This is a genomic window from Allobosea sp. BK604 (genome assembly GCF_004341515.1).
Classification (GTDB): domain Bacteria; phylum Pseudomonadota; class Alphaproteobacteria; order Rhizobiales; family Beijerinckiaceae; genus Allobosea.
In genome coordinates this window covers 488,998-514,033 of the sequence record NZ_SLZF01000003.1, presented here as the reverse complement: position 1 = coordinate 514,033, position 25,036 = coordinate 488,998, and the positions used below count along the sequence as shown (strand labels likewise).

Annotated in this window: 23 protein-coding genes, 1 tRNA gene and 1 pseudogene; 11 read left to right on the top strand and 14 right to left on the bottom strand. The window is 65.9% G+C overall.

What is annotated here, in order from left to right; genetic code table 11:
* Positions 1-88: 88 nt before the first annotated feature.
* Positions 89-769, bottom strand: coding sequence for a 50S ribosomal protein L21 (rplU, locus tag EV560_RS11840; RefSeq protein ID WP_131855941.1), 681 nt, complete (start codon positions 767-769; stop codon positions 89-91).
* 306 nt (positions 770-1,075) lie between these two features.
* On the opposite strand from rplU, the gene EV560_RS11835 reads away from it, so the two are divergent.
* A tRNA-Ser gene (locus EV560_RS11835) sits at positions 1,076-1,165 on the top strand.
* A 492-nt stretch (positions 1,166-1,657) separates the two neighbouring features.
* Here the strand turns inward: EV560_RS11835 and EV560_RS11830 are convergent.
* Positions 1,658-2,182, bottom strand: coding sequence for a hypothetical protein (locus EV560_RS11830; RefSeq protein WP_131855940.1), 525 nt, complete (start codon positions 2,180-2,182; stop codon positions 1,658-1,660).
* A gap of 300 nt (positions 2,183-2,482) precedes the next feature.
* On the opposite strand from EV560_RS11830, the gene EV560_RS11825 reads away from it, so the two are divergent.
* Complete coding sequence (locus EV560_RS11825; RefSeq protein WP_131855939.1) at positions 2,483-2,911, top strand: Ros/MucR family transcriptional regulator; 429 nt, start codon at positions 2,483-2,485, stop codon at positions 2,909-2,911.
* 399 nt (positions 2,912-3,310) lie between these two features.
* The gene (locus EV560_RS11820; RefSeq protein ID WP_131855938.1) at positions 3,311-4,258 is read left to right on the top strand and encodes a S1/P1 nuclease; all 948 of its coding nucleotides are present in this window, start codon (positions 3,311-3,313) and stop codon (positions 4,256-4,258) included.
* 418 nt (positions 4,259-4,676) lie between these two features.
* Here EV560_RS11820 and EV560_RS11815 read toward each other — a convergent pair whose 3' ends face one another.
* The 4 genes from EV560_RS11815 to EV560_RS11800 form a co-directional block, all read right to left on the bottom strand.
* Positions 4,677-4,886 carry a hypothetical protein gene (locus EV560_RS11815; protein ID WP_207907999.1) on the bottom strand — a complete coding sequence of 70 codons (210 nt, stop codon included), beginning with the start codon at positions 4,884-4,886 and terminating at the stop codon, positions 4,677-4,679.
* A 193-nt stretch (positions 4,887-5,079) separates the two neighbouring features.
* Positions 5,080-11,739, bottom strand: a complete 6,660-nt coding sequence (locus EV560_RS11810; protein ID WP_165923424.1) for an autotransporter-associated beta strand repeat-containing protein — start codon at positions 11,737-11,739, stop codon at positions 5,080-5,082.
* 309 nt (positions 11,740-12,048) lie between these two features.
* Positions 12,049-12,258 (bottom strand): hypothetical protein, encoded by a 210-nt coding sequence (locus EV560_RS11805; protein ID WP_131855936.1) that lies wholly within the window; start codon positions 12,256-12,258, stop codon positions 12,049-12,051.
* Between the two features lie 265 nt (positions 12,259-12,523).
* Positions 12,524-12,769, bottom strand: coding sequence for a hypothetical protein (locus EV560_RS11800; RefSeq protein WP_131855935.1), 246 nt, complete (start codon positions 12,767-12,769; stop codon positions 12,524-12,526).
* Positions 12,770-12,905: 136 nt separating this feature from the next.
* Here EV560_RS11800 and EV560_RS11795 point away from each other — a divergent pair, with 136 nt between their 5' ends.
* Positions 12,906-13,265: a RidA family protein gene (locus EV560_RS11795; protein ID WP_131855934.1), complete on the top strand. Its 360-nt coding sequence runs from the start codon at positions 12,906-12,908 to the stop codon at positions 13,263-13,265.
* A gap of 66 nt (positions 13,266-13,331) precedes the next feature.
* On the opposite strand, the gene EV560_RS11790 is transcribed toward EV560_RS11795, so the two are convergent.
* Together EV560_RS11790 and EV560_RS11785 are read right to left on the bottom strand one after the other, a co-directional pair.
* Positions 13,332-15,662 carry a methyl-accepting chemotaxis protein gene (locus EV560_RS11790; protein WP_165923423.1) on the bottom strand — a complete coding sequence of 777 codons (2,331 nt, stop codon included), beginning with the start codon at positions 15,660-15,662 and terminating at the stop codon, positions 13,332-13,334.
* A 303-nt stretch (positions 15,663-15,965) separates the two neighbouring features.
* A pseudogene (locus tag EV560_RS11785) lies at positions 15,966-16,160 on the bottom strand (helix-turn-helix domain-containing protein); the annotation flags it as partial.
* 264 nt (positions 16,161-16,424) lie between these two features.
* Here EV560_RS11785 and EV560_RS11780 point away from each other — a divergent pair.
* Positions 16,425-16,958 carry a hypothetical protein gene (locus tag EV560_RS11780; protein ID WP_131855931.1) on the top strand — a complete coding sequence of 178 codons (534 nt, stop codon included), beginning with the start codon at positions 16,425-16,427 and terminating at the stop codon, positions 16,956-16,958.
* A gap of 78 nt (positions 16,959-17,036) precedes the next feature.
* Here EV560_RS11780 and EV560_RS11775 read toward each other — a convergent pair whose 3' ends face one another.
* Both EV560_RS11775 and EV560_RS11770 read right to left on the bottom strand, forming a co-directional pair.
* The gene (locus EV560_RS11775; RefSeq protein ID WP_131855930.1) at positions 17,037-17,447 is read right to left on the bottom strand and encodes a hypothetical protein; all 411 of its coding nucleotides are present in this window, start codon (positions 17,445-17,447) and stop codon (positions 17,037-17,039) included.
* A gap of 106 nt (positions 17,448-17,553) precedes the next feature.
* Complete coding sequence (locus EV560_RS11770) at positions 17,554-17,862, bottom strand: hypothetical protein (protein WP_131855929.1); 309 nt, start codon at positions 17,860-17,862, stop codon at positions 17,554-17,556.
* Between the two features lie 214 nt (positions 17,863-18,076).
* Between EV560_RS11770 and EV560_RS11765 the strand changes: the two genes are divergently transcribed.
* A complete protein-coding gene (locus EV560_RS11765; protein WP_131855928.1) occupies positions 18,077-18,337 on the top strand; it encodes a hypothetical protein in 261 nt (86 codons plus the stop codon).
* 118 nt (positions 18,338-18,455) lie between these two features.
* Positions 18,456-18,755: a hypothetical protein gene (locus EV560_RS11760; protein WP_131855927.1), complete on the top strand. Its 300-nt coding sequence runs from the start codon at positions 18,456-18,458 to the stop codon at positions 18,753-18,755.
* Positions 18,756-18,845: 90 nt separating this feature from the next.
* On the opposite strand, the gene EV560_RS11755 is transcribed toward EV560_RS11760, so the two are convergent.
* Positions 18,846-19,469, bottom strand: a complete 624-nt coding sequence (locus EV560_RS11755) for a hypothetical protein (protein ID WP_131855926.1) — start codon at positions 19,467-19,469, stop codon at positions 18,846-18,848.
* A gap of 189 nt (positions 19,470-19,658) precedes the next feature.
* Here EV560_RS11755 and EV560_RS11750 point away from each other — a divergent pair, with 189 nt between their 5' ends.
* From EV560_RS11750 to ybaL, 3 genes are all read left to right on the top strand, one after another.
* The gene (locus EV560_RS11750) at positions 19,659-19,871 is read left to right on the top strand and encodes a hypothetical protein (protein ID WP_131855925.1); all 213 of its coding nucleotides are present in this window, start codon (positions 19,659-19,661) and stop codon (positions 19,869-19,871) included.
* Positions 19,872-20,006: 135 nt separating this feature from the next.
* Positions 20,007-20,327, top strand: a complete 321-nt coding sequence (locus EV560_RS11745) for a polyhydroxyalkanoic acid system family protein (RefSeq protein ID WP_131855924.1) — start codon at positions 20,007-20,009, stop codon at positions 20,325-20,327.
* A 141-nt stretch (positions 20,328-20,468) separates the two neighbouring features.
* Positions 20,469-22,301 carry a YbaL family putative K(+) efflux transporter gene (ybaL, locus tag EV560_RS11740; RefSeq protein WP_131855923.1) on the top strand — a complete coding sequence of 611 codons (1,833 nt, stop codon included), beginning with the start codon at positions 20,469-20,471 and terminating at the stop codon, positions 22,299-22,301.
* A gap of 185 nt (positions 22,302-22,486) precedes the next feature.
* Here ybaL and EV560_RS35740 read toward each other — a convergent pair whose 3' ends face one another.
* Positions 22,487-22,639, bottom strand: coding sequence for a hypothetical protein (locus EV560_RS35740; RefSeq protein WP_165923422.1), 153 nt, complete (start codon positions 22,637-22,639; stop codon positions 22,487-22,489).
* A gap of 258 nt (positions 22,640-22,897) precedes the next feature.
* Complete coding sequence (locus EV560_RS11735) at positions 22,898-23,830, bottom strand: acetamidase/formamidase family protein (RefSeq protein WP_131855922.1); 933 nt, start codon at positions 23,828-23,830, stop codon at positions 22,898-22,900.
* Between the two features lie 197 nt (positions 23,831-24,027).
* On the opposite strand from EV560_RS11735, the gene EV560_RS11730 reads away from it, so the two are divergent.
* A complete protein-coding gene (locus EV560_RS11730) occupies positions 24,028-24,273 on the top strand; it encodes a hypothetical protein (protein WP_131855921.1) in 246 nt (81 codons plus the stop codon).
* Positions 24,274-24,311: 38 nt separating this feature from the next.
* Here the strand turns inward: EV560_RS11730 and EV560_RS11725 are convergent, their stop codons facing one another.
* Positions 24,312-25,034 (bottom strand): aspartate/glutamate racemase family protein, encoded by a 723-nt coding sequence (locus EV560_RS11725; protein ID WP_131855920.1) that lies wholly within the window; start codon positions 25,032-25,034, stop codon positions 24,312-24,314.
* Between the last annotated feature and the right edge of the window lie 2 nt (positions 25,035-25,036).

The following is a 25,036-nucleotide window of genomic DNA, read 5'->3' as shown; positions in this document are numbered from 1 at the left end:
TCAGAAACTCTGTTGTCTCTCTAACCCGAATCGGCGGCAAAAGCCACCCGCTTCGGAGACGAAACCTGAACGAAGCTGACGGGAGCCGTCAGTAGTCCTCGCCGGAGGCCAGTTCTTCCTGGTCCGCCTTCGCCCGCGGGGGCTTGCCGGCCAGCAATTCCTTGGCCTGCACGACCCACTCCTCGCGGGTGGCGCGGCCACGCAGCTTGAGCTCCTCGTCCCACTTGGCGACGTCCTCGTCGCTCCAGGCGGCGATGTCGTTCCAGGAGGTGATGCCGGCGGCGCGCAGCTTCTTCTCGATGGTCGGGCCGATGCCCGAGATCAGCGAGAGGTTCGAGGCGTCGAGAGCGCCCTCGGCCTTGGCTTCCGCCTTGGCCGGCTTGCCCTTGGTCTCGGTCGAGGCGGCCTTCAGCGCGGCGGTTGAGGTGCTGCCCTTCTTCATCTCCGGCTGCTTGCCGCCGGTGAGGATGTCGGTGATGCGCACCACGGTCAGCTCGGCGCGGAAGCCGCGCTTGCGCTTCGAGTTCTGGCGACGGCGCTTCTTGAAGGCGATGACCTTCTCGCCGCGGGTCTGCTCGACGATCTCGGCAGCGACGGTGATCTCGCCGAGCGCCTTGGCGTCGAGCGTGGTCTTGTCGCCATCGGTCAGCAGCAGGATGTTGCCGAAGGCAACGGTATCGCCAGGCTCGCCTTCGAGCTTGGCAATGGTGATCTCATCGTTCGCGGCGACGCGGAATTGCTTGCCGCCGGTCTTGATGACTGCGAACATCGTTGTTCTCCATGTTCAGCCCCGCCCTGTCATGGCTCCCGAGGGGAGCGCACGCGGGACGGCTTTTTGGCAGTCGGTTGCGTGGTCGGGTTTGCTCTTGCCGGCGCCAGGCTGCATATCGCGAAACCGGGGCGCCAAAAGAGATCGGGCGCGGATTTCTCCACGCCGGACGTGGCTCGATAGTCGCGAGCGCGTCGGAGGTCAAGCCGAATGACGGAATCTCGCCCTGATTTATGACAGCAGAGAGACTTGTATCCTCGGGATCGCCCGTGTAGTAACCAGCCCGCTTCGACCGAGAGCGACCGCGGACAGGTGGCAGAGTGGTTGAATGCACCGCACTCGAAATGCGGCATACCTGCAAGGGTATCGGGGGTTCAAATCCCTCCCTGTCCGCCACTTCCGCGACATAAGCTGCGGAAATATCTCGCATTTACATTCCGCCCCAGCCGTGCCCGGCATTCTGCCTGACCGCCGCTGACGATCATTCATGGCCAGTGGCCAGGACCTGGCCCTGCTGCGGGGTAGATTCGATCCGGCGATTAGCAGGCCCTAAGCTCCCTCAGGGAGCCATAGCTTGAACTTCGTATGGAAAGCGGAAAAGGGCCTGCTCGGTCAGTCATGCCACGGGAGCGTCGGGGCATGCTCAATTTCGCGCAGCAGCCACGCGATCGACAAGAGAAGGTTGATACCAATCCAGATCATGACGATGCTCCGGCAGAACCTGCCCTATCAGATCGCGATCCGGGTTAATGAACCGCTCATCTTCGAGTCGGTTCCTCACATCGTCCAACAATTCCCGTTGAATGGCGGGGTTGGCGACGTCACGGCTATTCGGCGGCCGACATCGCCATCGGGATGGTCCGCGCTCGCGGCGGCAATCACCTCGCATCAGCGAGCAGTCGATCCGGCCCCCAGCATCGCGCGCAGTCCGGCGACTGTGCCCTCGTCAAAGTTGATATCGATCTCTACGCCGGACCGGGTCTTCGTCCGCAGGATCAACGTTCCGTCATCCGCCATCACGAAGCTGGTCTGTTCCGCCAGGACAGCGCTGATCACATCCGCATTCGAAGGGGAGCCACGCATTTCGGCAGCATGCATGGCCGCGGCTTCGAACCGAGACAGGAAATCACCCTCGAGCAAATGCGGAATGTGGAGGATGAAGCGGCGGCCATTGCTGTCCGTCAGGTCGAGGCAGCTATTCTGGCCCGAGGGGGAGGATCCGTGGCCGTTGACGCGGCTCAACAGGATCGTGGCAGGCTCTGTCATTCTGACGTTCCAAAGATCATGGCGACACACGCACCAATAACCATTTCGTCGCCAGATCGGAAAGCTGATGAGCGAATTGCGCTTTGCTTCCTGTGTCAGTGGCCGGTCTTTCGGCAAGGGGGATGGTGCCGGCGCGATGTCCAGCATGTGCCGATATCCCTGGCCGACACGATGAGTGCGGTAATGTTGAGTGGTGGAGCCGGGCCGGATCGATACAGCTTTTCGTCGATTATCGGCAGTTAAGCGCGCAAAACAATACATTCCTGGCGAGCTGACATCCCCGAGGCCTCCAAATTTCTGGCGTAGAAGTGAGTAGATAACTCAGAATTTCCAGAAAACCCTGTCCTCCAGCATTGACAACGCGATGTGGTGGCAGATGATTCATCCATCGATTCGGTCGATGCGCTAGGCCTGCGAACCATATTCTGATGCTCGGAGAACCAAGCGATGGACGAGAACGACCACCCCAAGACGAGCTATCTCTCCAGGACTGCCGATATCGTTTCGGCTTATGTCAGCCACAACCCCATTCCCGTAGGCGAATTGCCTAGCCTCATCTCCAGGGTTCATTCGTCGCTTAGTCAGATCTCCGATCCAATCCCGGCGCCGCCTGTCGAGGAAAAGATCGAAGCAAAAGTCTCGATCAAGAAGTCGATCACCCCGGATTATCTTATCTGTCTACTCGATGGGAAGAAGTTCAAATCCCTGAAGCGCCATTTGCGTACCGCTTTCGGCATGACGCCGGACGACTACAGGAAGATGTTCGGACTTCCGCCTGATTATCCGATGGTGGCTCCGAACTATGCGGAGGCAAGGAGCAACCTGGCCAAGCAGCTGGGGCTGGGGCAAACCGCCAAGCGGCGAAAGAAAGCCTGACATCATCAATTGAAGCGGGCCGCGGCTCTCGAAAGCTTGTCGGCGGGGCGCGGGCGCGCTTCCGCCGCTCCGCTCCGTCCAGAGCATTTCCGTGCTTCTCCGAAGCGCGAAAATTCTCCCACTATTTGTGTTGACGCATTTTCTTCACGCGAACGGGTATCCACTTCGCTCGAAAATGCTCTGAACATTCATTCAATAACATCGCGATTGGACGAGCGATAAAGCTCGCTCGAAGCCGGACAATGTCGTCGGAGTGGCGGCTATTGGGCGGAGTGCCATGCTGGCGGTCAGACCAGCAATGTCGGGCGCTTGGGGCAAAAGCGACAAGGGAACGACATATGCCCGGCCTAGGTTGGGACGAGTCCGTGCGCCTATGGGCTGCATCCCGGAGAATGACCGATGCGCAATCTCCTCGCCAGTCTTGCTGCGGCTCTCGCGATGGCCGCCGCAGTGACCACTGCACAGGCCTGGTGGGACGCTGGCCATATGCAGATCGCTGCCGTGGCCTATAAGAGCCTCACGCCGCAAGCGAAGGAGCGGGCCGATGCTCTGCTGCGGCTCAATCCCGATTATGCGAAATGGACAGCCGGCGCGCCCGATGATGCCACGGCGAAGCAATGGGCCTTCGCGCACGCGGCGACCTGGGCCGACGACATCAAGTTGCGTCCCTATGGCTATACTCGGGACGCTGCGACCAGTGCGACCGCCGGCCAGAATATCGGCTATGCCGACCGCAACCAGCATGATTACTGGCATTACAAGGATGTCCCGTTCTCGCCGGACGGCACACCGTTGCTCCCGTCCAACCCGGTCGACGCCGTCACGCAACTGCGCCTGATGGTCGAGGCATTGCCGGCGACCTCGGGCGCCTCGGACGATATTCGCTCCTACGATCTCGTCTGGATCCTGCACATGATTGGCGATGTCCATCAGCCGCTGCATGCGGTTGCGCGCTTCACGCGGGAACTGCCGACGGGCGATCGCGGCGGCAATGCCGAGATGGTCATTCCTGCGACGGGCGAGACGATCACGCTGCATGCCTACTGGGATCGCGTCTTCGGCGGCTATGTCTCGCCGTTCGGCGCGATTTTCGATGCCGAGGCGCAGGATGGGATCGGGCGTCTCGACGCCAATCCCGAGCTCGCGAAAATCGTCGACCCCGAACGCTGGATCGAGGAAAGCGCCGCGCTCGCCAGGACCTACGCCTATGCGGCGCCGGTCGGCAACGGGGCGAACGCGGTGCCGCTCACGCGCGAATACGAGACCAATGCGCGGAACATTGCGCGGAGTCAGGCGGCATTGGCGGCAGCGCGACTGGCCAATTTGCTCAACGCAGCGTTTCAATAACGCGCGATGGCAGGAACCATGGCTTGGGCTGGACGTTAAGTCCGCGGCGTCCCATCGCCAGCCTACCGCCGACCAGGACGCGAGCCGCGGATGTACCGGCCGCAGCCGGCCGGGGTAGAAGCGACGAGTTTCGGAAGTGACCGTTGAAGCGCGCGGCGACGGTTATCGAAGGCCCAGCACTGGAGGGTGGCTGGGCCTTCTTTTCGACCAGTCGTCCCGGAAGGGCCTTGGAGCATTTCCGAGCGAAGTGGATACCGGTTCGCGGGAAGAAAGTACGATAAAACAAAGATCTAGAGAACTTTCGCGATTCGAAGAAACGCGGAAATGCTTGCGGTTGAGGTGCTCGAAATCCTGACAATCTGGCCCCGCCAGCTTGTGCCGGCGGGGCCTTCCCGGCGGGTTTTCGGGCTGCTTTCGATCAGCGGCGTGTCGCCCGTCTCGTTTCCTTGACCACTGTCGGAGCCGTGACGGCGCCTGCCGCCCCTCCGACGACCGCGCCGACCGGGCCACCGACAGCGGCACCGGTACCGGCGCCGACCGCTGCACCCCCGATGCGTTGCTCGGTCGTATTGCATCCCGCCAGGACAATCGTAGTCGCGACCGCAATGGCCATTGTCAGGACCTTCATGATGCGTCCTCCTTCCGCCGGGCAACGCTGGTGAGGAGATCGCGGTTCCGTGGCCCAGGCGGCGGGATCAGCCAGCTGAGCGAGCCTCGCCTTAGAGCATTTCCGCGTTTCCTCGAATCGCGGAAATGCTCTAAGCTTTTGTTTTATCGCATTTTCTTTCCGCGAACCGGTGTCCAGTTCGCTCGAAAATGCTCTAGAACTTCACCGCGAGGTTCGCCTTGAAGGCATGGTCCTGAGCATCCTCCGCGAGCTGGCCGGTATAGGACACGCCAAGCGTCGCGCTCCTGCTGATCGCGAGGTCGAGCCCGGCTTCGACGAGCGCGGCGTCCCGGGCGATCGGCAGGCCGGCGACGGTGAAGGCGCTGGAGCCGGCGAAGGCGAGCGTCGCGACCGGATCGACATCGCCGAAGGCGTGGCGCCAGGCGAGGCCGCCGCGCAGGGTCAGATCCATGCCCGAGAGCGCGAAGGAGGTCGAGGCGCGCAGGCCGAGCGTCGAATAGCCGATGCTGGTGTCGTCGCTGCGGCCGGAGAGGGCGGCTGCACCTCCGATCTCGTTGAAGCCGTCGGTATGGAGGTTGACGTAAGCGAGGCCGGCGAAGGGCTCGAGCGCGACCTGCGCGACATCGAAGCGGTAGCCGAGCTCGCCGAAGACCTGGGCCGTGCCGGCATTGTAGTCGGCCCGCAGGCTGTTGCCGAAGCCCGGGAAGGCGACGATGCGCGAGGTCTCGATCTCATGCCAGGTATAGCTTGCACCGGTGCGCAGGCTGAGCGCACCCCACTGCCCGCCGCCATAGAGGCCGAGATGGTAATTGTCGCTCTCGCCTGAGGAGAGCCGGCCCTTCACGTCGAACTCGGAGCGGCTATAGCCGGCAATGACGCCGAAGCGCATCGTGTCGAAGGCGGCGACATCGGCACCAACAAGGAAGCCGCCGGTTGAGCGCGTCAGCTTCGATGCGTTGCGATCGCTATCGGTCCTGCCCCAGGCGCCGTAGCCCTGGCCCCAGACGGCGAAGCGCTCGGCCGGCGCCAGCCTCGGCATCGGTCCCTTCACGGCGGGGGCAAGATCGGCAGTGAAGCCGTAGTTCATCGTCGCCATCGGGGCCGAGCCGACCGAGCCGAAGGCCGAGCGCAGCCGGTCGTTCATCGCGTTGCGCAGCAGCCAGCTTTCCTCGACCAGCGCGGTCTTGGCCGAGGCATGGGCATCGCCGGAGAGCGCGTCGAAGGCGGCGCGGGCCGAGGGCGCATCGAGCATCAGCAGGCTGTTATAGAGCGCCAGCGTGCCGCCGACCTGCGGCAGGCTGTTGAGCCCCACGGCCGTCGAATATTGGTTCGGCGTCTGCGCCACGCTCTGGAAGACGGCAGGCGGCGTGACCGGAGGCGTGACAGGTGGGGTGACCGGCGGCGTCACCGGATCGCTGCCCTTGACCTGGATGACGAGGTCCACCTGGCTGGGCTGCTGCTCGAGCGAGAGGTCGAGGAATGCCGATTGCGTCGTGGCCCCGGCGAAGGCGCCGGAGACGCCGCCGGTCGCGGTCAGGATCGTGTAGCGCTGGCCGCTGATATAGCTGGTCTGCGGATCGAGCGCGGTCACTCCGACCTGGCTGCCGGTGACCGTGGCGATGCCGGTGACGGCGATCATGTCGGACGTTCCGTTGCCGGCCAGCTCGACCTCATAGGTCGAGCCCGGCGCCAGCGTCAGGTTGCCGTTGACATTTAGCGTGCCGATGGAGTTGCCGGGCGCGATGGTGGCGCCGGACTGGATCGTGGTGGCGCCGGCCGTGCCGTTGCCGCCGAGCGAGGCGCCGGTGAGCACCGTCACCGCCGAATTCGCCAGCGTGCCGTTCACCGAGAGCTTGCCGGCCTCGACCGTGGTCACGCCGCTGAGCCCGCTCGTGCCGGTCAGGTTTAGATTGCCGGAGCCGCGCTTGGCGAGGGAGCCGCTGCCGTCGATCGCATTGGCGAAGGCAGCATCACTCGACTGATTGATGACCAGCGCGGCATTGTTCAGGATCGCGCCGGAGCCAAAACTCGTGGCCGAGCCGATCAGCGTGCCGGCCGAGATCGTGGTACCGCCGCCATAGCTGTTCGCGCCGGTGAGCGTGAGCGCGCCCGGCCCGAGATGCTGGACGGCGCCGCTGCCGGAGATCGCGCCGGAGAAGGTGAGCGCGTCGGAGCGGTTGAAAGCGAGCGTGCCGTTGTTGACGACATTGCCCTGGATCGAGCCGGTCGTGCTGCCGGTGCCGAGCTGCAAGGTGCCGCCGGAGATCGTCGTCCCGCCGGTATAGCTGTTCTCACCCGTCAGGAGCTGCGTGCCGGCACCCGCCTTGACCAGCGCCAGCGACGCGTCGCCCGGCTCGCCGTCGCTGAGCGTGCCGGCGAAGGTGGCGGTGCCCGAGGGCAGCGCGACGGTGAGCGTGCCGGCCTGCGTGTCGTGGCCGTTGACGACGAGGCCCGAGCCCGAGAGCGAGCGCACCGTCGTGCTGTGGCCGTTGACCATCAGCGCGGCATTGCCGGCCATAAGCGTCACGTCCGCATTCGGCGAGAAGGCGCCGTCCGAAAGCGCGATCAGCGTCACGCCGGCGCCGACCGAGGTTGGCCCGCTATAGGTGTTGGCGCCGCCGAGCTCGACCGCGCCGATATCGCTATCGCTGTTGACGAAAGCGAGCGCGCCGCCGGCGCCGCTGCCATCGCTGATGCCGCCCGAGAGCGTCATCACCTGGCCGTTGACATCGACCGTGCCGCCGCTGGCGTTGACCCTGACCGCATTGGCGAAACTATTGATGAAGCTCGTGCCGGCCCGGAAAGTGCCGCCGTCCAGCGTCAGCGCGCCCGAGCCGAGCGCGTCAGCGCTGCCCGCCTGCAGCACGCCGGCCGACACGGTCGTGCCGCCGCCATGCGTGTTGAAGCCGGAGAGGATGAGCGTGCCGGCCCCCAACTTGGTCAGGCTGCCGGCACCCGAGATCGGGCCGCCGAGCTCGAACTGCGTGCCGGTCGCGACATCAACGCCGCCGGCGCCAGCAAGCGTGACCGGGCGGAACGCGCCAAAGCTCGCCGTGGTCGCGAGCGTGCCGCCATTGAAGGTCAGGCCGCCGGCTGCGTCGCCGAGATTGGCGTTGGACGAGACCTGGAGCGTGCCCGCATTGATCGTGGTGCCGCCGGTATAGGTATTGCTGCCGGCGAGCACGATCGTGCCGGCGCCGGTCTTGGTCAGCCCGCCCGTACCCTCGATCACGGCGTTGATCGCCGCGCTCAGGCCGGGATCGATGCGCAGCTCGGTCGCTCCGGCGACCTGCAGAGCGCCGGGACCGTTCAGGACATAGCCATCGGTGGCGAACTGGAGCCCCGCGACCTGCTGATCGCTCGCAAGCGTCACGGTGCCCCCGGCCGGGCCGGCAAAGACCGCGGTCAGGTTCGCCCAGGCCGAGGCGACGTTGCCCGAGGCACTCGTCCAGTTCGTGCTCGCCGCATCCCACGTGCCGCTGCCGCCATGGACGCTGCCGTCGGCGGAGGTCTGCGCCCCGTTCCAGAACTGCAATCCGGTATAGCTGGTGACGAGGTTGACCTGGCCCGGCGTCGTCAGATCGACGCTGAGATCGTAGCCCGCCGGCACGATGCCGAAGGCGAGGCCATTGTCGATCGCCATGCCATAGTTGAACAGGCGGTACGTGCCGGTGCCGAAACCGGCCTGCGGCGCGATGTTGAGGATGCCGTCGAGCGTGAGAGATCCGGTGACGACGGTGAGGTCGTTGACGCCGCCGCCGACCACGCCGGGCGTGCCGAGCTCATAGGCGAGCTGCGAGGACGGGTTCAGCACCAGCTCTCCCACCGTCAGCGTGCCCGGGCTCGAGCCCGGCGCCAGGGTGCCGCCATTGGCCACCGTGACCGCGCCAGAGATGCTGCCGGAGCCCCCGAGCCTCGCGCCGGACTGGACGCTCACGGCCCCCAAGCCGAGTGAGCCCTCGACCAGGAGCGAGCCGCCCGTGACGGTCGTCCCGCCGGTATAGAAGCTCGTGCCGGTCAGCGTCAGCGTGCCCGACTGGCTTTTGGTGACACTGCCCGTCCCGAACAGATCTCCGGTCAGCGTCAGGTCGCCGCCGCTGGTCGAGATCTCCACGGGCGCGTTCAAGGTGAAGTTGTTGGCCATGGTCAGCGGCACGCCGGCCGACGTGGCCAGCGTCGCGAGCGCATTGACCGTTACTTCGCCGGACCCCAATGCCGTATCGCTGCCGACATCCACGCGCCCGCCCGAGAAGGTGGTGCCGCCGGTATAGGTGTTGGCGCCGAACAGCTGCACCGCGGCCGCGGGCGCGCTCGTCGTCAGGGTGCCGTTGCCGGAGATCACCCCGTTCAGCCGCAGGTCGCCGCTGCCGCCGACGCCCGAGGCCAGCGTCAGGACCTGGCCGGCATTGATGCCGATGTCATTGGCGAGCGCGATACTTGTCCCGCCGGCATTCGACAGCGTCCCGCTGCCAGACACCGTCAGCGCACCGGTTCCGAGCGCGCCGTTATCGCCGAGCGCCAGCCCGCCTTGCGCGAGTTCCGCGCCGCCGGTGAAGGAAGCAGCGCTATTCCCGGTCAGCGTCTGCGTGCCGGTCCCGACCTTGACGATGCCGCCGCTGCCGCTGAATGTGCCGGCAAAACTCTGGTCCGTCGCATTGCCGACGATGAACGTATTCGTGCCGAGCACGACGCTGCTGCCCGCGACTCCTGAGAAGGCGTCGATATTCTGGTTGCCGGCGGTGCTGAAATCGAAGGCTGCGCCCGAACCGCTGAGCGCGAGGGAGGTCACATCAAGGTTGCCGAGGCCGCTGAGCGCGAGCGTGCCGGCACCGATTTCGGCGCTGCCAAAGGAGCTCGACGCAGTCAGCGTCAACGTGCCCGAACCCTTCTTTACGATGCCGCCGCTGCCGTTGAACAGGCCTGCATAGGTCGTATTCGTGGAAGCGCCGATGCTCAGAGTATTGGAGCCGAGCTCGATAGAGGTGCCGGTCCCGCCCGTGAGCGCCCCGATGCTGCGCGGACCGGACGCAGCGGTGATGTCGAATTGTCCGACCGGACTGAGCATCGTGACGGCACCATCCGCCGCCAGGCTGCCGAGGCCGCTCAGCGCGAGCTTGCCGTTGATCGTCGTGCCGCCGGTATAGGTGTTCGCCCCGGTCAGCGTCTGGGTTCCCGAGCCCTGCTTGACCAGGCCGCCAGTGCCGGTGATCGAGCCGGCAAAGACCTGGTTGGTCGCATCGCCGAAGGTCAACGTCCTGCCGCCGAGCGCAACCGTGCTACCGGCGGCGCCGGACAACCCGCCGATCGTCTGGCTCGCTCCCGACAGGCTGATGTCGAAGCCGGTCCCGGCATTGGCGAGATTGACGGCTCCCGTCGCTGCGAGGCTGCCACCGGCGCCGAGTGCGAGCGTGCCGGCATTGATCGTGGTCAGGCCGGTATAGGTGTTTGCGCCCGTCAGCGTCTGCGTGCCCGAGCCCTGCTTGACGAGACCGCCCGTGCCGTCGATCGAGCCGCCGAAGGTCTGGTTGGTCGCGTCGCCGAAGGTCAGCGCGTTGGCGCCAAGTGCGACGCTGCTCCCAGCGACGCCGGATAGTGCGCCGACGATCCGGTTTCCCGACGCTCCGCTGATGTCGAAGCTCGTGCCTGAGCCCGCGAGCGTGAGATTGACCGGCGCAAGGTTGCCGGCGGTCAGAAGCGCGAGCGCGCCCGCATTGACCGTGACATTGCCGTTGAAGGTATTGGAACCGGCCAATGTCTGCGTACCGGTGCCTTCCTTGATGAGGCTACCGGTCCCAGAGATGACGCCGCTGACGAGCCCATTTGTTGCGCCGCCAAATGTCAAAGTCCTGGAGCCGACCGCGACCGTGGTTCCATTCACGCTCGACAGGGTGCCGATGGTGCTGCCCGTGGATGTCGTGCTGATGTCGAGCGATGCCCCCGGACCCGTCAGTGAGACGGGGCCAGTTGCCGAGAGGCTGCCGCCGCCGCTGAGCACGAGCGTGCCGACACTGATCGTGCTGCCGCCGGTAAAGGTGTTCGCGCCGGTCAAGGTAAGTGTGCCGGCACCGGTCTTCACAAGTCCGCCCGTACCGGTGATGGTGCCGGCATAGGTCGAGCCGGTGACGGAGGTGGTCAGCGTCGCGGCGCCCAGGCTGATCGTGCCGCCCGTGCCGCTGAGGTTCCCGACGCTCTGGTTGAAGCCGTTGAGATCGAGCGTCCCGCCGTTGACCGTCAGCGGGCCCGAGCCGAGGGCGTCGATCGCGCCCGTCTGCAGAGTGCCGGCTTCGACGGTCGTGCCGCCGGTGTAGCTGTTCGTGGTCTGCAGTTGCAGGGTGCCGGCCCCCGTCTTGATCAGGCCCCCCGCGCCTGTGAGCGTGGCGCCCGGCTCGACAAGCAGGCCGCCGCCCGCGACCGTATTCACGGTGAGATCCGTCACCGCCTCGATCGACATCGGCCCCGATCCGGTGTTGATGCGCTGAAACGCCACCGCGGTCGACTGCACGTCAATTGTCGCGCCCGCCCCATCGAAGCGCAACGTGCCGCCCGAAAGGGCGTAAATCTGTCCGCTGCCACCCTGATATGTAAGCCTGTTCAACAGGAAGGTCCCGCCGTCGAGGCTGATGAAGTAGTTGCCGAGCGCAGGGCTGGGCAGGACGACTTGTGCGGTGGCGCTGTTGGGCGCGGCACCCTGATCCCAGGAGGCGGGCGCGCTCCAGGAGCCGGAGCCGCCGACCGTATAGGTAAATGTCTGGGCGCCGGCGCTGCCTGCTCCCATGATCGCGGCGCCGATGACGATGCCGACCAGCGCAGTCGAGCCTTTCAGCCAGTGGCGCCGGAGCGCCGGTCTGGTCATGGAGTTCATATTGCGAGGAGAGATCAGGAAAACGGACGCGGATTGAAACGCGGTCGCGGTCGTCTTGGTCATGTCCTAGGCCCCGGCGCCCATCGTGCCGCGGGCTCTTGGCCGGCTGACGCGAAGCAGCAGCCGGATTCTGACATAAAATCCGGCAGAGCAGAAGCCAGCGCAGCTTCGGCGAGAGACCGGGGCCGGGATCGAGTCAACGATGTCTTGACGGCAATCGCTGTTGCCGGCGGAGGTAGCGGTGTTGCTCCAGCCGGTCTTCAGGCTTCGCGGGCGGCGGCAGGCCGCCCGGTTTCGGCGTTATTTCTGCCGGCGCAAATGGCGCAGGGAACGCTGGATGCTGGCGAGCAGTTCGGCCTGCTCTGCCTGGTTGGCGCGGATATCTTCCAGCACTGCGGCGAGTTGCTCTGTCAGTGCCAGATTGTCGTTCTGCGGGTCGACGCCCCCGCCCGGCGGCGCGATCGTCCTGGTGAGGTTGCCAGCCTCTTTCGGCTGCGTGGTGGTTCGCATGGCGGGATCCCCTTTCTAGGCCCCCCGCCGGCGATTGTGCCGCTTGCAGCGGCGCCGTCCATGTCAAAAAATAGTGAGCCGGAAGAGTGCGCGTTGTTTTGCTGCGGGCGTGACATTTGCGCCGCTGCCGGCTCAACAAATAGGGCCGCGCCTGGGGCCGAAGCCCTCGATATGTCAGCGGCAGGGCGAATTCCGCGGCGCCGGCTCTGCCTCGGAATTTCCGTGCGAGGTCACGCACATCTCGCCGTAGGGCGGCGGCTCGATCCTAGGGAGTGCGCCGCAGGATGTCGTTCCCGAACATGTCCGTTTGCTGCGGTGCGCTCGTCGCGTTGTCGTAGAGATAGCGCGGGCCGCCGGTGCCGGGCGCCGGGCCCGGATCGAGATAGCTGCGCTGCGGCATCGTGTAGGTGGTGGCGCTGGGCGTGACGGACGGCGGAACGTCTTCGCGGGGCGTGCAGGCCACGATGCTGATGAACAAGGCCGATATGGCAGTGGCTTGAACGACTTTCACGACGTGACTCCCCCGACTCCTGCGATCGAGCCTAGCCGAAGCCAATCGGGATGGCGAGGCCGGGATGATCGCACGCGCGCCGTTGAGGAATCGCGCGGCGCCGCCTATCGCTCCGGGATCGACAGGGGAGTTTGTGATGACGATCGAACGCATAGGTCTGACAAAACGCTGGTGCGATGCCGCCATCTTCAACGGCATCGTCTTCCTGGCCGGCCATGTCGCCGAGAAGACGGAAGGGCGCTCGCTGGCCGAGCAGACCGCGGAGGTCCTGGCCTCGCTGGAGGAGACGCTCGAAAGCGCCGGGAGCGGCAAGGAACGCATCCTGAGCGTCCAGATCTTCCTCACCGATATCTCGCGGATCGGCGAGATGAACGAGGTTTGGGACAGATGGGTGGCAGAGGGCCATGCGCCGGCCCGGGCCACGGTCGAGGCCAAGCTCGCGTCGCCAGGCTATGCGATCGAGATCACGGCGGTCGCGGCCAAGCATGGCCTCTGAGGCTTTGGCGGGCCGCAGGGCGCTCCTGGCGCCCTGCGGAGAGAGCATCTCCGAGCGAAGCGGCGATCAGGCGGCGCTGCGCAGATGCGGCTGTTGCTGCGCCTGCCCGCTGCGGGTCCGGAAGGCCGCGACCAAGGCGTTGAGGCGCTGGATCTGGCTGGTGAGGGCGTTTGCCGAGGCGGCGCTCTCCTCGGCGAGGGCGGCGTTCTGCTGTGTCATCTCGTCCATGTGAGCGACGGTCTGGGTCATCTCGTCGATGCCATTGGCCTGTTCGGCGCTGGCCGTGGAGATGTCGGCGACCGTCGTGGCGACGCGCTGCGAGGCATCGACGATCTTGCTCAGCGCCTCGCCGGCGGAACGGACCAGCGTGACGCCGCGCGTCACCTCCTCGTTCGAGGAGTTGATCAGGGCGGTGATGTCCTTGGCCGCCTCGGCCGAGCGCTGGGCGAGCGTGCGGACCTCCGAGGCCACGACCGCAAAGCCCTTGCCGCTTTCGCCGGCGCGCGCCGCCTCGACCGCCGCGTTGAGCGCGAGCAGGTTGGTCTGGAAGGCGATATCGTCGATCACCGAATTGATGTCGGAGATCTTGCGCGAGGCCTGCTCGATGCTCGCCATCGCGGCGATGGCCTGGCTGACGATCGCGCCGCCATCCTGCGCCACGGATTTCGCTTCCTCGGCGAGATTGACCGCGTTGCGCGAGGCATTGGCCGAAGCCTTGACGGAGGCGGCGAGCTCCTCGGTCGTGGCGGCGGTCTCCTCGAGCGAGGAGGCTTGCTCCTCGGTGCGCTTGGAGAGGTCGTCGGCGCCGGCATTGATCTCGCGGGCGGCGTTGCCGGTGTCGAGCGCGGTCCTCTGGATGGTCGAGACCGTCTCGGACAGGCGCTCGACCGTCTCGTTAAGCGCATCCCGGAGCGCGCCGAAGCGGCCCTGATAGGGCGTCGCGACCTGATGAGTGAGGTCACCCTGCGCGAGTGCCTCGAGCGCCTCGACGAACTCGCCGGTCGCGCCGTTGACCAGGCGGTTGATCTCGTTGACGCCCTCGACCAGCTCGCGCAACGGGCCTTCGACCGTGCCGGTCTCGGCATGGCCGGAGAAGTCGCCGGCGCGCGCCGCCGCGACGATGACGGCGACGTCGCGGACGAGGCTTTGCACGCCGGCTGCCTGCTCGGCCTCGGTCTGCATTGCCGTCTCGCGCTCGCGCCGGCCGGCCTCGAGCGCAAGCGCGTTCTCGCGATAGGTCTCGAGCGCGCTGCTGAGTGCGCCGACCTCGTCCGGATAGGGGTGAGCGGGAATGGCCTGCGAGAAATCGCCCGCCTGCATGCCGTCGAGCGCCGATTTCAGCGAGACAAGCGGCTTGGCGATGCGGCGCTGAATGCCGCGCCAGGCGAAGACGCAGACGCCGAGCAGGATGACGAACAGGCCTGACAGTGCCGCAAGCCGGGTCCAGTCACGGTTGAGCTGGGCCTGCGTATGCGCCGCCATGTCGTCGAGCGATTGGGACACCGCGCCGATGATCGCGTTGAACGGGCCGTTGCAGAGCTTGGTCCATTCCTCGGCGCCGAGAACCGGGCCCGTACCGGGGCCGAGCTTGCCGATCAGCTCGTCGATCTTGCCGACGGCGGTCTCGACATCGGCATTCATCACGCCGACTTTGCGGACAAGCTCAGAGGACACGCCCGGACGGGCGGCGAGTTGCTTGAGTTGGCTCACGCCCGCGCCGGCCGAGCCGCGGACCTCGCCGAGCGCGCGCTGCTGGCCGGCATCCATCGGCTTGCCGGAGGCGATCAGCGGCCGCAGGATCGAGCATTGCGAGCCATAGGAGGAGCGTACGCGCCAGCCGGCGGATTTGAAGCCCTGCAGATCGGCGAGAACGGGATTGGCCAGCCTGACCGCGTTGGAGGTGGCGTCGGAGGCCTTGACGAGGACGGTCTCGATATCGCCGACGCCGTTGTACCAGGGCATGGTCGCCGCGAGGCTGCGCTGAGCCTTGGGCTTGGCCGCCTCGGCATAGATGTCCGGGAGCCTGGCGGCGGTCTGCTGCTCGCGCTGGGCGATGGCGTCGGCGAGCGCCGCGCGATCGGGCAGGTCGGTCGCCCTCAGGCGGGTGATCGCGCCGGCAAGCTCGTCGCGATTGGCCTGCTCGACCTTCTTGACGGTCGCGTTGGGATCGTTCTCGGCCTGGATCGCGGTCTGCGCCGCGCCGCGATTCGAGCGGATCGTATTGCCGGCCAGAAGCAGGGCGCGGTCGGCCTCGACCAACTGGATGAGACGCTGATTAGTTTGCACATCCGCAAATGATTGCTGCGCCATATAGGCGAGGGCGCCGAGTCCCGGAAGACTGAGGCAGGCCATCGTCGCGAGCAGATAATTCCTCACCGAGGCTGAGAGTATATTCACCGACATGTTTCCGGAGCTCGCGAAAAACCAAGGCTGTCCATGCCGGAATACAGGCGTTCCGGCGAAAACCGAGCACCATCCGACGAATACAATTCGTCTCAGCTTAACCTTAAGATTTGCTCAATGAGTGAGGCCAGTACTGCTCGTTCGCATGCGCCGCTTTCCTCGCGGGGCGAGGCGATTCTCATGCAACTACACGTTGAGATCTCGGGTCCTAGCAGTCTTGATCGGCGTTTCGATTTCGCTGATGCAGCATTCCAATGCCGGTCGCAGGCAAGCGATTCGGCTCCGGCAATCGCATGGTCAATGCGCCGACAGTCCCGGCTCAGGCACGTCATGGCCTTCCGCAGCGTAAAGGCTGAGTCTGTTGCGCAAGGTGCGAATCGATATGCGCAGAATATCCGCAGCGTGCGTGCGATTTCCGTTGGTCTCTCTCAGCGTGGCCAGGATCAGATCGCGCTCGACATCTGAAACTGGACGCCCGACCAGGAGATCGGTTGCGTTCGGATCGGGGTTGAAATCGTACATCTCATCTTCCTTCCTGAGCCCCAGCCCTCTCAGAAGACTTTACTCATGAGGCGAAGAAAAGGGTTAACACCCGGTAAATGAGCGTTGGCCGCCGGTCTCCGCAGCGCAGGATCAACCTGAAGCGAAGATTACGACTGCGTTCAGGCCGTGGTCATCAAATCGCTTGCTATGCTGCCTAGAAAGGAGTGCCATTCCGGCACCGGCGAAGTCGCCGGATAATACGGAGACGATTCCATGCTTAGACAAATGATCCTGGTGTCTGCGTCGGCATTTGCGCTTGCGGGCCTCTCGGCGTCGCCGACGCTGGCTTTGACCATGAAGGAATGCAGCGTCAAGTATCAGGAGGCGCGCAAGAACAACACGCTCAAGGGTCAGAAGTGGAACGACTTCCGCAAGGCCCAGTGCGGCGATGACGATGCGTCCGAGGCGGATGCGGCATCGGCCGTGAGCGAGCCCGCCACTCCCGCGACACCCGCGGCTGCGCCGGCCGCACCGTCCGCTCCGGCCCGGGCCGGGGCCGCCACGACGGCGGCCGCGCCCGCCACCCCCGCTCGCCCCGCGGCCGCTCCGGCCGGGCGGGCGCGCGCCGCTGTGTTCCCGCGCGCTGTCGCCGAGAAGTATTCGAGCGAATCGCCGGGCAAGGCGCGCCTGAAGACCTGCGCCGATCAATACAATGCCAACAAGGAAAAGAACGCCAATGGCGAGCTGAAATGGATCGAGAAGGGCGGCGGCTATTGGAGCCAGTGCAACGCCAAGCTGAAGAGCTGATCGGTCCGGCCGGCCGATATCGTGCGATGCGGTCGACGGCGTTTCGCCGTCGACCCACGCGTGAACAGGGCGTCCGTTTCAGGGTCGGCAGGTGAAGCGATAGGCCTCGGCGCCGTAGCGCGTCGTGAAGCTCCAGATCAGCACGCCGGACGGCTTGGTATAGATGAAGGAGGAGACGCTGCCGGAGCGTGTGGCCGAGGCGGCGAAGCTGCCATCCTTGAGCCCGATCACCACGAGCGAATTGCCGTTCAGGTCGTCATAGATCCATTCCCATGGCGCTGTCGTGCCGATGGTCTGCGCGACCCGGATCGTGATCATCGGCTTGTCCGAGTCGATGATGATCTGGTTGATGAAGACGTCGCGATTGCCCGTCGTGGGCGTGCCGTCGACATAGGCGCATGACATGATCAGCGGCGCAGCACCTGCCGGCGCCGCTGCCGCGATCAGCCCCATGCATGACAGGGCCCATGCCCGAATCTGAGCCCGCATCGCCAGCCTCGTTCGAATCGTCCGTTGCCGGATGATGAGTCAGAGTGCGGGTTGATGACAACGCCGCAAAGACGATTCCGTCATCTCCTGGCCGGAGCGAGGCTGCTCAGCCGCATTTGTAGATGACACCGTCGGTGCTCGGACCTTTCCATTTCGGATCGGCGACGGAGGAGAGGACATGCGTTCCGCCCGCCTCGGCGGCGCGGATCTTCAGCCGGCTGAGCGCGCTGTCCCGCGCCCGGTCGAGCAGCAGCGCCTGGCTGACGCCGCTGTCGCCGTTGGTGTCGCCAATGCGCTTGCAGCTTTCCACGATCGCCTTGGTCTCGGTGACAACCACGGCATTCGAGGCGGAGTTCGGAATCGCGCAGGCGCCCAGCGCGGAGGCAGGGACAAGGAACAAGAGAGATCGCAGCATGCTTCATCCCGTCGGGCTGAGATGTCGGTCGCGCCATTTCGCATGGCGCGGGGCGATGTCGCAAATCCTCAATCGGCCGGTCGGGCAGAGCGACATCGCTCCGCATTGAACCCGGTCGGCACCTGCTCTATGCGGAGCCACCCGATCGAAACCCGCGGCTGGCCGTCCGGCTGGTCGCCTGCGGGCCTATCGCGCTCCGCACGAGGACATCATCATGGCTCGCAAGAAGTCGAAACCGCTCGACGCGGAATTCGCGCTGTTCGACGTCGTCTATAGCGACGGCTCGCGCTCATCCAATCGCCGAGTCCCGACATCGCTTCTGGGCGGGCTCGATGGCGACGAGCCGGCTCGCGAGGCGATCGAAGAACAGGACAAGCTCATTGCCGAGAAATCCGGCAAGCCGGCCCTGGAGATCACGTCGCTGAGCCGCTCCGGTAAGGCGGCGGTGGAGAAGCCGGCGCGTCAGGCACGCTGAGCGAGTCCTGCAACCAGGACTCGTCCCTTTAAGCCTAGCTCGGAAGCTCATCTTGACGCATAGCCGCCCAGACCTCTATGCGTTCCAAGTAACTGGGTGGCTGAAAGGATACGTCCACATGCGTGCAATTGTTATCGCCGGACTTTTGGCAGTAGGACTCGCCGGTTGCCAGACCGCGCAGGAATCGATGGTCGACGCCGAAGTCACCTGCGAGGCGCAGGGCTTCCGTCCGGGCACCCGCGCCTACCAGCAGTGCCGTTCGGCGAACTACGTCGAGAACCGTCGCGCTTCGAACGAGGCCGGCAGCGCAGTCGCGGCTGGCGTCGCAGCCGGTGTTGTCGGCGGCGCCATCGCCGCCTCGGCTGCGCGCGGCCCCTATTACGGCGGCTACTACGGTCGCCGCGGCTACTGGTGGTGAGCCCAGCAGCGACCGCCTGAACCGGCCTTCGCCGGCTCACAAGGTCAGTTCAACCCGATGGACCCGCCCAGGTCCATCGGGTTTTTTGCGTCACCGCTTCGTGCTGCGGCGGCGGGGCTGCGGCTCGGGCTCGCTCGCGCCGCTGCTCAGCAGCGAGCCGAGCACATAGACCGCGATGCCGATGCCGAGCAGCGCAGCGAGCGGCTCGCGCTCGGTGCGCCTGGCGAGGAGCCGGCCGCCGTCGCGGGCATAGTCCTGCGCCTGGCTGCCATATGTCTGCAGCCAACCCTGGCCGCTCTTCAAGGCGCTCTCGCCGGCCTTGAGCGCATCATCGCCGCCATAGTCGGAGAAGAGTCGGCGCAGGCGCCCGTAGTCGGGCTCCCATTGCGGCGCCGCGGGGCGCATGGCCGCCCAGGCGATCAAGCCGACGCTCAGCGCCCCCAGTCCGAAGGCGACGACCGGATGGCGCTCGACGCTGCGGATCACGGTTTCGCTACCTTCCTGCGCGTAGCGGCCGACCTCGCGCACCGTCTCGCCGGGATCGCCGATCGCTTCCTTGGCGCGATAGTAACCGTCCTTGACCGTGTCGCCGGCGCGGCCGGCCATATCGCTGGCCTTGGCAGCCAAACCCTCGGCGGCATTGCTGATTTCGTCTTTGGACTCGTCCCAGTCCTTCGGCACGTCGGGCGGGAATTTGTTGCCGGGTGTCGCCATCGCGGAGCCTCCGTTCCTGAATGTGTCCATGGCTCATGAACGAGGCATCGGGGGCGCGGTTCCGCCCAGGAGAAGAAAGCTTCACGAAGTCGCCGGCTAAGGCTTGTTGCAGCCGGGATGCGGCCATGAGGCAGCCAAGATTCGATGCGAGTTCCCTGGCGTCCCATCTGGCTTGAGGAGGAGACACTCATGGACACACAGCACGCCTTTTCTTCGCTGATGCCCCTGATGACCGATCCCGAATGGATCGCGCTCGAGAGCCTCGAGGAAGAGACCAGCCATTTCATCTTCGGCGATACGGTTCTGCTCACGCTCAGGGAGCTCGGCTTCGTCGAGCCGCAAGGTGGCCGCTGGCGCGTGACCGAGCATGGCTACAAGGCGCTGCACGAGCGTTTCAGCTGAGCCCCGCCCTTGGCGCAGGCCGGCAGCGCGTGCCTGCTCGAGTTCCACCCATCGATATGTCGGCCGCCCGGGTGCTGGAAATCGGGCCTTGCGATCGCCATTGATTAGGGCGTCGTCCAACGATCCGCGAGCACCATGGCCAAGCCCGTCAGCATCACCATTTCCCACGAACTCGGACGCGAGGCGGCGCTCAGGCGCCTGCGCGACGGCATCGACCGCATCCGAGACAAGCTCGGCATGGTGAAAATGCAGCTCGTCGAGGAAGAGTGGAGCGGCGACGCGCTGCAATTCGGCGTCGCGGCGCTCGGCTACACCGTGCGGGGGCGGCTCGAGGTCGAGGAGACGCTGGTGCGCGTCGAGGTGATGCTGCCCTGGGTGCTCGCCGTCTTCGCCGAGAAGCTCAAGCTCGGCGTCGAGAAGCAGGGGCAGATCCTGCTCGAAAAGCCGAAAACCTGACGCTGCGACAATTGGGTCGCCACGCCCGGGCTCTTTTGGGCTTGCGCATGGCCGGAAAAGGCCGGGCGGTGGTTGAAATCCGCCCTCCCAGCCGCCAAGGTCCGGACGACACCCTCCATTCCTCATCTGTCCGGGAGACACATGCATCACGGCCCGCTGATCGCCATCCTCGTCGCGGGCCTCGGCCTTGCCTTCGTCTTCGGGGCGCTCGCCCAGAAGCTGCGCATCTCACCTCTCGTCGGCTATCTGCTCGCCGGCGTCGCGGTCGGGCCGTTCACGCCCGGCTTCGTCGCCGACCAGAACCTCGCCAATGAGCTGGCGGAGATCGGCGTCATCCTGCTGATGTTCGGCGTCGGCCTGCATTTTTCCCTGAAGGATCTGCTCTCGGTGAAGGCGATCGCGGTGCCGGGCGCGATCGCGCAGATCGGCGTCGCGACGCTGCTCGGCCTCGGTCTCGGGCTCTGGCTCGGCTGGAACCTTGCCGCGGGCCTGGTCTTCGGCCTGGCGCTCTCCGTGGCGAGCACCGTCGTGCTGCTGCGGGCGTTGCAGGAGCGGCGCCTGGTCCAGAGCGACAAGGGCAAGATCGCGGTTGGCTGGCTCATCGTCGAGGATCTGGCGATGGTCCTGGCGCTGGTGCTGATCCCGGCGGTGGCCGATGCGATCAACGGTGCGCGCCCCGGCTCGGCCGGCCCGCTCGCGACGCAGTTCGATCTCGGCCTGTGGGGCGTGCTCGGCCTGACGCTGGCCAAGGTCGTCGCCTTCATGGCCTTCATGCTCGTCGTCGGACGGCGCGTCATTCCCTGGGTGCTGCATTGGGTGGCGCATACCGGCTCGCGCGAGCTGTTTCGGCTGGCGGTGCTGGCGATCGCGCTCGGCGTCGCCTTCATGGCGGCGAGCCTGTTCGGCGTCTCCTTTGCGCTTGGCGCCTTCTTTGCCGGCATGATCCTGAGCGAGTCGCCGCTGAGCCAGCGCGCGACCGAAGAGACCCTGCCGCTGCGCGACGCCTTCGCCGTGCTATTCTTCGTCTCGGTCGGCATGCTCTTCGATCCGAGCATCCTGCTGCGCGCGCCCGGCCCGCTGCTGGCGACGCTGGCGATCATCCTGCTCGGCAAGACGCTGGCGGCCTGGCTGATCGTGCGCGCCTTCGGCCGCTCGAATGCGGTGGCGCTGACGATCTCGGCGAGCCTGGCGCAGATCGGCGAATTCTCCTTCATCCTCGCCGGGCTCGGCGTCTCCCTGGCGATCCTGCCGGAACAGGGCCGCGACCTGATCCTTGCCGGCGCCATCCTGTCGATCCTTCTCAACCCGATCCTGTTCGCCGCGGTCGACCGCTTCGCGAGCGAGGCGGCGCCGGCCAAGGCGAAGCCGGCCGGTCCTTCCGCGCCGTCCGAGCCGGAGCCGACATCCGAGCCGGAGCGCGACATCGCGCCGACCGCGCTGGAGGGTCATATCGTCATCGTCGGCTATGGCCGCGTCGGCTCATTGCTCGGTGCCGGGCTGATCGCGCAGGGCGAGACCATCCTGGTGATCGAGGACCAATCCGACGCGATGGCCGCGGCCGAGCGCGATGGCGCCGAGCTCATCGTCGGCAACGCGGCCGATCCGGACGTGCTCGGCGCGGCAGGCCTCGGCCGTGCGAAGAGGCTGTTCATCGCGATTCCGCAAAGTTTCGAGGCCGGCCAGGTCAGCCAGCAGGCGCGCGCCGAGAATGCGACGCTGCCGATCGTCGCCCGGGCCCATTCCGAAGCCGAGGTCGAGCACCTGACCAAATGTGGCGCGACGCTGACGATCATGGGCGAGGCCGAGATCGCGCGGGCGATGCTGGCCCTGTGCGGCAAGGCGTCGGGCCCCAGGCCTGCGCCGGCGGAAGGCGAGCCGCCAGAGGCGAAGCCGCCGGCGCGCACGGTCGAGCCGGCATCCGATGTCGACCGGAATGAGGTCGTGGCGGTCGGCAGCGGGCAAGCCGAACAATAGATCGTCAGCCCGAAAACTGGATTGCGGTTTTCGGAAAAAGCCGCTGCGAAACAACGAACTGACTCATCAGACCGGATACGATATCCGGTCCGATAATCTGGCCGCGATCAGAACCGGGCCAGAGGATGCAGCACAGGCGCGCAGCCGCTCCTGCCCGCTGCTCCCTGCAACCGGCCGCTCAGGTCTCAGACAGCGAGCCGGCCGACGAAGGAGATATGCGAGCCGCTATAGTTCGTGACGGCGATATCGACGCTCGTCCCGTCCTGGCATTGCAGCTTGAGCGGACGCTGAAGGACGGTCGGTTCGAGAGCGGAGGTGTCGCAGCGCAGGCGACCCATGCGTCCTCGGCCATCCGTGCCGACCATATCGACTGTGAGAGGTATCCGGTTGCCCGACTGCGTAATCAACTCCGCTGCGCCACTAAACATTGTCGTTCCCCTGTCGGCGCTCCCCCGACAGGCGGAACCCTAGCGCCGGCGTTGTACGATGCAAGGGGGGCCGATCATCGGCCGCGCGATGATCATGCCGACAGCAGCGGATAGTGAACTCCAGGTTTCCTCCGGATCGCGCTCGAGACGCCTGGTCTGCCGCAGAGCCTAGGGCGCGCCGCGCAGAGACATCCGGCTGGTGATCTCGTTCTTCTCCAGCCGGCAGGCGACGCAATAGGCGGGGTTGAAGACGTTGGCGACGTCGTAGCGCACCATCTGGCCCAACAGATGGCTCGCCTCGACGGCGTCGACGCCAAGATCCTCGACGATCCAGCGGATCATCTCGGTCGTGGCGAATTGAAGCGGCTGGTCGAGCGGGCGCCCGCTCGCGAGCGTGATGATCTCGGTCGCGGTTTCGCAGCGCGGCCAGCGCCCCGGCGCATTCTTGCGCAGGTGCAAGGTGAACTCGATCTCGAAACTGGTCTCGATACCGGTTCCCACGATCTCGCCATCGCCCTGGCAGGCATGTCCGTCACCGAGGAAGAACAGTCCGCCAGCAACCGAGACCGGGAAGGCGATGCTCGCTTCGGGCGCGAAGCGGCGATAGTCCATGTTGCCGCCATAGGGGCCGCTGGTCGCGGTCGAGATCGCCTGGCCGCGCTCCGGCGCCACGCCGAAGCAGCCGATCATCGGCGTCAACGGAAAGCTCCAGCCGGCGATGCGCGCGGAGCCGCCGATCAGGCGGACCGTGCCGGCGGCGGCATCGATCGACCATTCGAAGCGCTCGCTCTTCGGCAGATCCGCGACCGTGCGCGGATCGACCACCTGCTGCGAGACCGGCGAATAGGTCCAGCCGGTTTTGCGGTTCGGCGTCATCCGGTCGATCGTCACGATCAGCGCGTCGCCGGGCTCGGCGCCCTCGACGGAGAAGGGGCCGGTCATCGGGTTGCCGCGCGGCGCGCGCTGCGCGCCCTCATGGTCGAAGCCGGCGGCATCGAGCGTCGTGGTGATGATCGTATCGCCGCTCGCGACGGTGAGGACCGCGGGCTGGGTACCGATGACGTTCGAGTAGCTGGTCGGAGCGAAGCGATGAACGGCCATGGTCACTGCCAATCCTGCGGGTTTTCGGGGGGCACGGCGACGAATCAGACACCGCGACATCTGCGACGACGATGCTAATGCGCGGTGCGATCACTGCAACCGGAGCGTTTCGCTGAGCGGTGAAGAATCGGCAGACTCGCCAAGTCGATATTTGGCCGTTAGCGTAGAGGGAGTGGATCCAAAACGGGGAGGTGGCTATGCCCGAAGCCGACGCCGTGATGATCTCCTCATATGAAGAGCGTAAAGCCGCTATCTTGCGCGCTGCCGCGCTGATCAATTGCTCGAGAGGCTCCGATGAGGAGCGCGAATTCGAGATGTTGACTCAGGCCATTGCCGAGTTCGACATCGTTCAGGCAGCTCAATCCCCGATCGAGATCCCTCCGGCATTCATGCAGTTCATCCGCGGAGCGGGGCGCCGACAGGTCGCAACCAAGGCCTCGTAGCCCACGCTATCCAGCGTCGCCGGGGCGATCAGCGCGTCCTACTTGTCGAATAGGTAACCGCTGTAAGCCTTTTGCGCCGGATAGGCGTAAGCTCCGCGCTTGCTCGTCCTGAGGTTCAGGCTCACCAGCGCCTCGGCCTGCCTCGCCGCCGCGACCACGCCGTCGATGACCGGGACGCCGAATTCCTGCTGCAGCGAAGCGGCAAGATCGGCCATTCCGGCGCAGCCCAGCACGATCGCTTCGGCATTGTCCGCTTCGAGCGCCTGCGCAATCTCCGCCTTGAGGCGGGATATGGCGGTTGAGCGGGGGTTGTCGAGTTCCAGCACGGGAATGCCGGCCGCCCGCACGCGCACCTTCCCGGCCATTCCGTAGCGCTCGACCAGTTCCTCGATCGGGACGCGCGCCCGCAGGTCCGTGGTCACGACGGAGATCCGCTTGGCAAGGAAGCCGGCCAGCGACAAGGCAGCTTCACAGAGGCCAAGCACCGGAATGGTGGACATCGCACGCGCGGCATCGAGTCCCGTGTCGTCGAAGCAGCCGATGATGGCGGCGTCGGCGCCCCCGGCCTCGGCGTTACGCAACTCCTTGAGCAAGCCGGGAACGGCCAGCGCCTCGTCGTAATATCCTTCGATCGAAGCCGGCCCCATCGCGGCGGTGATCGCCGCGATCTCAGTCGAGGGGCCCGCGACGGCGCTGGCGGCAGCCGCCATCTTCCGCGTCATCGAGGCGGTGGTGTTCGGGTTGATCAGGGCGATACGCATGG

Excerpts from the sequence above, each read along its gene's own strand:
- rplU (WP_131855941.1), bottom strand. The coding sequence starts at position 769 with ATGTTCGCAGTCATCAAGACCGGCGGCAAGCAATTCCGCGTCGCCGCG.
- EV560_RS11830 (WP_131855940.1), bottom strand. The coding sequence starts at position 2,182 with ATGCTGGACATCGCGCCGGCACCATCCCCCTTGCCGAAAGACCGGCCA.
- EV560_RS11825 (WP_131855939.1), top strand. The coding sequence starts at position 2,483 with ATGGACGAGAACGACCACCCCAAGACGAGCTATCTCTCCAGGACTGCC.
- EV560_RS11820 (WP_131855938.1), top strand. The coding sequence starts at position 3,311 with ATGCGCAATCTCCTCGCCAGTCTTGCTGCGGCTCTCGCGATGGCCGCC.
- EV560_RS11815 (WP_207907999.1), bottom strand. The coding sequence starts at position 4,886 with ATGAAGGTCCTGACAATGGCCATTGCGGTCGCGACTACGATTGTCCTG.
- EV560_RS11810 (WP_165923424.1), bottom strand. The coding sequence starts at position 11,739 with ATGACCAGACCGGCGCTCCGGCGCCACTGGCTGAAAGGCTCGACTGCG.
- EV560_RS11805 (WP_131855936.1), bottom strand. The coding sequence starts at position 12,258 with ATGCGAACCACCACGCAGCCGAAAGAGGCTGGCAACCTCACCAGGACG.
- EV560_RS11795 (WP_131855934.1), top strand. The coding sequence starts at position 12,906 with ATGACGATCGAACGCATAGGTCTGACAAAACGCTGGTGCGATGCCGCC.
- EV560_RS11780 (WP_131855931.1), top strand. The coding sequence starts at position 16,425 with ATGCTTAGACAAATGATCCTGGTGTCTGCGTCGGCATTTGCGCTTGCG.
- EV560_RS11775 (WP_131855930.1), bottom strand. The coding sequence starts at position 17,447 with ATGCGGGCTCAGATTCGGGCATGGGCCCTGTCATGCATGGGGCTGATC.
- EV560_RS11770 (WP_131855929.1), bottom strand. The coding sequence starts at position 17,862 with ATGCTGCGATCTCTCTTGTTCCTTGTCCCTGCCTCCGCGCTGGGCGCC.
- EV560_RS11765 (WP_131855928.1), top strand. The coding sequence starts at position 18,077 with ATGGCTCGCAAGAAGTCGAAACCGCTCGACGCGGAATTCGCGCTGTTC.
- EV560_RS11760 (WP_131855927.1), top strand. The coding sequence starts at position 18,456 with ATGCGTGCAATTGTTATCGCCGGACTTTTGGCAGTAGGACTCGCCGGT.
- EV560_RS11755 (WP_131855926.1), bottom strand. The coding sequence starts at position 19,469 with ATGGCGACACCCGGCAACAAATTCCCGCCCGACGTGCCGAAGGACTGG.
- EV560_RS11750 (WP_131855925.1), top strand. The coding sequence starts at position 19,659 with ATGGACACACAGCACGCCTTTTCTTCGCTGATGCCCCTGATGACCGAT.
- EV560_RS11745 (WP_131855924.1), top strand. The coding sequence starts at position 20,007 with ATGGCCAAGCCCGTCAGCATCACCATTTCCCACGAACTCGGACGCGAG.
- ybaL (WP_131855923.1), top strand. The coding sequence starts at position 20,469 with ATGCATCACGGCCCGCTGATCGCCATCCTCGTCGCGGGCCTCGGCCTT.
- EV560_RS35740 (WP_165923422.1), bottom strand. The coding sequence starts at position 22,639 with ATGGGTCGCCTGCGCTGCGACACCTCCGCTCTCGAACCGACCGTCCTT.
- EV560_RS11735 (WP_131855922.1), bottom strand. The coding sequence starts at position 23,830 with ATGGCCGTTCATCGCTTCGCTCCGACCAGCTACTCGAACGTCATCGGT.
- EV560_RS11730 (WP_131855921.1), top strand. The coding sequence starts at position 24,028 with ATGCCCGAAGCCGACGCCGTGATGATCTCCTCATATGAAGAGCGTAAA.
- EV560_RS11725 (WP_131855920.1), bottom strand. The coding sequence starts at position 25,034 with ATGCGTATCGCCCTGATCAACCCGAACACCACCGCCTCGATGACGCGG.